General features: G+C 56.5%; 7 protein-coding genes and 2 pseudogenes. 8 read left to right on the plus strand and 1 reads right to left on the minus strand.

What is annotated here, in order from left to right; translation table 11 throughout:
- From BLR05_RS25200 to BLR05_RS25220, 7 genes and pseudogenes are all read left to right on the plus strand, one after another.
- Window positions 1-183 (plus strand): annotated as a pseudogene (locus BLR05_RS25200) (IS5/IS1182 family transposase); the annotation flags it as partial.
- Window positions 184-326: 143 nt separating this feature from the next.
- Window positions 327-890, plus strand: a pseudogene (locus tag BLR05_RS25205) (RHS repeat-associated core domain-containing protein); the annotation flags it as partial.
- Window positions 883-1,341 carry a hypothetical protein gene (locus BLR05_RS26315; RefSeq protein ID WP_143016034.1) on the plus strand — a complete coding sequence of 153 codons (459 nt, stop codon included), beginning with the start codon at window positions 883-885 and terminating at the stop codon, window positions 1,339-1,341. The pseudogene BLR05_RS25205 and the gene BLR05_RS26315, both read left to right, overlap by 8 nt.
- Before the next feature lie 105 nt (window positions 1,342-1,446).
- Window positions 1,447-1,803 (plus strand): hypothetical protein, encoded by a 357-nt coding sequence (locus tag BLR05_RS25210; protein WP_143016035.1) that lies wholly within the window; start codon window positions 1,447-1,449, stop codon window positions 1,801-1,803.
- Window positions 1,804-2,070: 267 nt separating this feature from the next.
- Window positions 2,071-2,235, plus strand: coding sequence for a hypothetical protein (locus BLR05_RS27715; RefSeq protein ID WP_092840503.1), 165 nt, complete (start codon window positions 2,071-2,073; stop codon window positions 2,233-2,235).
- A complete protein-coding gene (locus BLR05_RS26320; RefSeq protein WP_143016036.1) occupies window positions 2,214-2,828 on the plus strand; it encodes a DUF6714 family protein in 615 nt (204 codons plus the stop codon). The genes BLR05_RS27715 and BLR05_RS26320 overlap by 22 nt, the downstream gene beginning before the upstream one ends.
- Before the next feature lie 303 nt (window positions 2,829-3,131).
- Window positions 3,132-3,485: a hypothetical protein gene (locus BLR05_RS25220; protein WP_225978999.1), complete on the plus strand. Its 354-nt coding sequence runs from the start codon at window positions 3,132-3,134 to the stop codon at window positions 3,483-3,485.
- 128 nt (window positions 3,486-3,613) lie between these two features.
- Here BLR05_RS25220 and htpG read toward each other — a convergent pair whose 3' ends face one another.
- A complete protein-coding gene (gene htpG, locus BLR05_RS25225; protein WP_092840506.1) occupies window positions 3,614-5,575 on the minus strand; it encodes a molecular chaperone HtpG in 1,962 nt (653 codons plus the stop codon).
- 312 nt (window positions 5,576-5,887) lie between these two features.
- Between htpG and BLR05_RS25230 the strand changes: the two genes are divergently transcribed.
- A partial coding sequence (locus BLR05_RS25230; protein ID WP_143016037.1) for a transposase occupies window positions 5,888-6,181 on the plus strand: 294 nt, incomplete at its 3' end.

The following is a 6,181-nucleotide window of genomic DNA, read 5'->3' on the forward strand; positions in this document are numbered from 1 at the left end:
CTGGGCGGCAAGTTCGTGCGCACGATCGGGCAGGCACGGGCCACGGTTGGCATGACGATGATGGCCGCCTGCTACAACATGAAGCGCCTGGCGTCCTTCCTGGACCGGGGAGTGGATGCATTCTTCAAACCCAAAAGCGGCGCCTGCAAGGCACAGGTGCGCCCGCGCACGGCGAACGCATGAGTCGCTGGGGCCGAAAGGCCCCTGAGCACGGGGATCGTCCCCAGGGCAGTTGCTATCGCGCTCCCGAAGCAGGTGAATGTGTGCGGATAGCCTTGATGCTGGGCTCGGATCAGGGGTTGTGAGAGGTTCCCCACTACAACCGCCACCGGTACTACGACCCGATGCTGGGACAATATGTGACGCAGGATCCGATTGGATTGCTTGGCGGAGCAAATAAATTATCCTACTCAGGGGGTAACTCTCTTAACAGAATAGACCCACTAGGTTTGGATTTTAGAGATAAAGCCACAAAGGGAGGGGAGGTGGGATATGAGATTTTCGATGCGAAAGGAACTTATGATAACGGCAGCAAAAGAGCTTGTATTATTCGTCAAATTATTAACAGGAAGAAAGCGCGAGATGAGCTCATGGGAAAGCTTGCAAGTCATCAGCCTCTGTCTGATTGGGATAGTGCTGCCCTCTCCTATCTTGATCAGCAAGTAAGAAGGGATGCCATAACTGCGGGTCAAATCGGATTCGAATACGGAAGTGAAATTTATACGAGCATTGCTGCAAGTCAGCGGAGCATTGTTTCTATAGCAAAAGACATGCTCCTTGGCATTATGGGCGAGAAGACGTCGGCTCAAGCAAGTCAACCACGCTTGGATGAGCGTCCGGGAAGAGGCCCATGGTGTGTGGCTACAACAAAGGAGTGTGAAGATGATTAAAAGAATATCTGTCGCTTTTATTTTGCTTTTTGCTGTCTATTTTTCATATCAACTAATCTTTCCGTCGGAGCAAAAAATTTACTGTGATCCAGGAAAGATCCGGTGCATTGAATTAAAAGAAGGCTGGAGAAGCTCATCTCCAATGATGAGTGAAAAAAGCATCGTGCTCCATAAGGTTGCAAGCAATTCTGCGGACCAAGAAGTGATGACGGTGGATTTTTTCGATAAAGAATCACCTCTGCTGCCAACCTTGGATGGCTCCTTGAAGGGCGAGCGCACCTTCTCGTGGGGGACTGCTGCTTTTATAGATGTTGAAAACAATAATCTAAAAGCAATGAATTACTCATCCATTTTAAGAGACAAAATGTATCTAAAGGAGCAGAGAGCCATAATAGGTTGCAATAACTTCGACTGCTTGGAAGATATATTGAAAATATATAATAATAAATGATTTATCGGAGGTTTATAACTTCCCTTGTGCTTTGCCAAAAGGTGTTCTCAAGAGGGGCTGGCCTATCTCGTCATGGACTTATGGCAGAACTTCGGGACAAAATCCATGGATTCTCCTGAGGCGCAATCTGTGGCGGTCATCTTTGAGATGGATGCGCGAGAGCAAATCATGAAACTGGCGGGATCCATGCCTGTGTGGGCTGTTGAAAGCACGGCAAATGCGCAGGCAATTGAAGATGCAAGACAGCAGTACCAGTTCCCGCTGACTATTTTTTTGGCGCGTCCTGGCGAATCGAGAATGGATATGTGTTCCCGGGTTTTGTTCGACGTTGATGAACATCACCAATGCGACACATTCGATTTGTACGGTGCGTCCGAGGGGGATATCGACCCAGTAGCCGTGACGGAGCTGAAGCTCCATAGCGTGCGCCAAACTGAATACGGATGCCAATTAATGCGGTGAGCCAGATGATGATGCAACTGAAACAGTCCTCGCTGCTGCCCAGGGTACCTGCCAACGCCAATCCGCGCGCTCTCATGAAGGCCGTGTAGCGGTCTCGCGCAGTTACTTGCGGTGGCGCTCCGCCGGTCTAAAACCCAATAAGGCCCGCAGAGCGCCAGACAGGATAATTCGGCGCCCAACCTGAGCCGCGTTCCTACGAACTGAAGCGAAGTGAACCACAGACGCTTCGTACCTCAGGTCTGCGAATAATCGAAAGGCCTTACCTGCTTGGAACCCGAAATCAGCTTCAGCAAGGCAGAAAAACTACAAAGATGCATTGACGCAAGAATCAACATTGCCAAAAAATTCTTTGCAGGTGATGACGCTGGTCACAACAAGCAAATCAATGAGCTTAGAAGAATCGACGGGAAATGCACGGGACACCAATGGTAGAAAAAAATCCAATTAATCTCCAAATCTTAAAGGAAAGAAAAAAGGCCGCCTCTTCAGCGCCATCTCTGGCGAGGCACTATGAAAACATGCTGTTAGCGGCCTTCCCTGAAAATTATCCAGAAGGTAAATTATTCATAAAAAACACTTTTACCGGGGATGATAGGGAAGATTATCTAAGATTCTTTTCACTATTTAACGGGAAGAGGTGGACTGAGGTAAATATCGAGAAGATTGAAGATGTTTACATACAACACTCAAGATTGACCGTCAGCGGCAGCATTTATTACCTACCTGCTTTTCTGAAATATTTTTTTGATCTAAAAAATATAAACAATGAGTTTTTTACCTATCTGATGTTTGATCTGGAAAATGGATTCGATGAACATACATCAGAAAATTTAGATGACTCCTTGAAAGGCAAGAAAAAGCTGGAAAGAAAATTTTCATCCTTTGAAAAAATAGATCCTATTCAGTCCAAGTTGGTCGCGACATTTTTAGTTAATGTAGCAAACCTTCTCCCTGAGGAAATTTACGAGAGCAGACAGGCTCAACGCGCCCTCACCAACTATTGGGGAACTTTCCTGCTTCTCTAACCATGATCTCAACGGTCGTAGCACCAAGAGAAAGATGGAAGACTATTCAAATCTGATTCGAAAATCAGCGAATCAATCACCATAGCCGAAATTATGTCTTTGCGGAGGCTCGTTGATGAGCTGATCGGCACCCTGCACCGACATCCTGACGTGAGCAGAAAAAACACCACCGAGGCGAGTACCGCAATATGGCGTTGAAAATATATTCCGCCGCGGCCCTATGCCTGGCCGCGCATCTATGCAACGCGGGGCAGGCACCCGGAGCCACCGCGCGCCGTCAATAAAACCCATGCCATCGCTCCCGTGGCATCCATCCAGATCACCCGCGCCAACGCGCAAACCGCGGCGGGCAACGCGGCCCCCTGTGCAGGCGTCCGGCCGCTGGCCGAAAGCGACGTACGCCGGTTTCTCGCACACGCCCGCCCCATCACCCGCCGGGCGGCCCTGCACGACGATTTCCTCGTGGGCGACTGCTATACGGAAGCCCGCGTCCGCTTCCAGGACGGCCGCACCGCCAGCCTGGGCATCGCCAACGATGCCGGCACCGCCCTGCTGACCCCCATCGCGCGGGGCAGGGAGCGGGCACAGGGCCGCTATTTCCACTGCAAGCCATGCGCCGGCATGCTGGACCTGCCGGCCCGTCTGCCGCCAAACTGACCTGCACCTGCCAGATCGGCATACGCACCCACGAAAAAGCCGCGGAGGACATGGCGACCCTTCCGCGGCTTCGTCTTGCTTTGCGGGACGGGCTCACAGCGCAGGCCCGCCGGCTCACTCGCCGGGTCTCACACCAGCAGCGCATTCACCCGCTTCACATACGCAGCCGGGTCGTCCGGCAGTCCGCCTTCGGCCAGCAGGGCCTGATCGAAGAGGATGTGCGCCAGATCGTGGAAGTGCACGCTGCCGTCCAGCTTCTTCACCAGCGCGTGCTCCGGGTTCACCTCCAGCACGGGCTTGGCGTCGGGCAGCGACTGGCCGGCCTGCTTCATGAGGCGCGCGAGCTGGGTGCTCATGCCGTGCTCCTGCACCACGAGGCAGGCGGGCGAATCGACGAGGCGCGTGGTCACGCGCACATCCTCGGCCCGGTCCTTCAGGGCTTCCTTGAGCTTCGCCAGCACGGGCTTGAAGGCCTCGGCAGCCTCTTCGGCGGCCTTCTTCTCGGCCTCGTCCTGCAGCGTGCCCAGATCCACAGCCCCTTTGGCCACGGACTGCAGGGGCGTGCCGTCGAAGTCGTGCAGGTAGTTGAGCGCCCACTCGTCCACGCGGTCGGTCATCAGCAACACCTCGATGCCCTTCTTCTTGAAGACCTCGAGCTGCGGGCTGTTCTTCGCGGCGGCCAGGGTGTCGGCGGTGATGTAGTAGATGGCCTCCTGGCCTTCCTTCATGCGGGCCTTGTAGTCGGCCAGCGAGACGGTGGTGGTGTCCGTGGTGGTGGAGGCGAAGCGCAGCAGCTTCGCGATGCGCTCGCGGTTGCCGAAGTCCTCGCCCAGGCCTTCCTTGAGCACGGCGCCGAACTCGGCGTAGAACTGCGTGTACCGGCCTTCCTTGGCCTTGTCCTCCTCGCTCACCACGTCGGTCACGCCGTCGACGCCTTCACCGGCGGTGGGGCGGTCGTGCCTGGCCAGGTCTTCGAGCATCGAGAGCACGCGCTTGGTGGAGCCCTCGCGAATGGCCCGCACGTCGCGGCTTTCCTGCAGCAGCTCGCGGCTCACGTTGAGCGGCAGGTCGGCGGAGTCGATCACGCCCTTCACGAAGCGCAGGTACGTGGGCATGAGCGCTTCGGCATCGTCCATGATGAAGACGCGCTTCACGTAGAGCTTCACGCCGGCCTTCTTGTCGCGGTTCCACAGGTCGAACGGCGCCTTCGCGGGGATGTAGAGCAGCTGCGTGTACTCGGTGTTGCCCTCCACGCGGTTGTGGCTCCAGGTGAGCGGGTTCTCGTGGTCGTGGCTGATCGCCTTGTAGAACTCCTGGTACTGCTCGTCGGTGATGTCCTTCTTGGGGCGCGTCCACAGGGCGCTCGCCTTGTTCACGGCCTCCCACTCGCCGGTCTTGACCATCTTGCCGGGATCGCCCTCCTTCTCGCCGTCCTTCCACTCTTCCTTTTCCATCAGGATGGGCAGGCTGATGTGGTCGGAGTATTTGCCGATGACCTGCTTGAGCTTCCAGGCGTTCAGGAACTCCTCGGCGTCGTCCCGCAGGTGCAGGATGATGCTGGTGCCGCGCTCGGCGCGCGTGATGGTCTCGACCTCGAAGTCGCCCGTGCCGCCGCTGGTCCAGCGCACGCCCTCTTCGGGCTTCAGGCCCGCGCGGCGCGATTCCACGGTGATCCTGTCGGCGACGATGAAGCCCGAATAGAAGCCCACGCCGAACTGGCCGATGAGCTGGCCCTGTTCGCTGGCCGTCTGCTTCTGGTCGCCCGAGAGGCGGCTCATGAAATCCTTGGTGCCGCTCTTGGCGATCGTGCCCAGGTGGTCGATCGCCTCCTGCTCGCTCATGCCGATGCCGTTGTCGGTGATCGTGAGCGTCTTCGCGGCCTTGTCGAAGGACACGCGCACTTCGAGGTTGGGCGCGTCTTCGTACAGCGCGGCGTTGTTCAGGGCCTCGAAACGCAGCTTGTCGCAGGCGTCGGATGCGTTCGAGATCAGCTCGCGCAGGAAGATTTCCTGGTTGGAGTACAGCGAGTGGGTGACCAGGTGCAGCAGTTGCGCGACTTCGGCCTGGAAGGAATGGGTGTGCTTGCTCATGGTTGGTGGATGGCTCTTGTGAGAGGTTCGCAAGGAAAGGGAACGCCCGGACATGTAGGGGCCGACCGGGGATTATCAAGGCCTGTGAGGGTGGGGATGAGCGGCGGGGCCGGCCTCATCATCAGACCCCGTCAGCCTGCCGGCTGCCTTCTTCACCACGTGCGTGCACCGTCCCTTGGGAGTTCACCAAAAATGGCTTCTTCCGCGCATAACGAACCCCGACACGTTTGCCATGAAAGATCGAAGCTTCCGTCGCTAGAGCGTGTTATGAACTTTGCTTCATGAGTGCGATGCGGGAGGTAGAGTTTGCAAATGCCCCGCAAGCCCTACCCGACAGACGTCAGCGACGAAGAATGGAGCTTCGCTGCGCCATACCTGACCCTGATGGACCCGCACGCACCTCAGCGTGGACACGATCTGCGAGAGGTCTTCAATGCCCTGCGCTGGCTGGTGCGCGCGGGAGCGCCCTGGCGGATGCTGCCCAACGATTTGCCGCCTTGGGAGGCGGTCTACCAGCAGAGCCGTCGCTGGCTGGATGCGGGTTGCTTCGAGGCAATGGTCTCGGACCTGCGCTCCATCATCCGGGTGGCGCAGGGGCGCCAAGGC

Origin of the sequence: Paracidovorax cattleyae (assembly GCF_900104515.1) — a bacterium.
GTDB classification, from domain to species: Bacteria; Pseudomonadota; Gammaproteobacteria; order Burkholderiales; family Burkholderiaceae_C; genus Paracidovorax; species Paracidovorax cattleyae.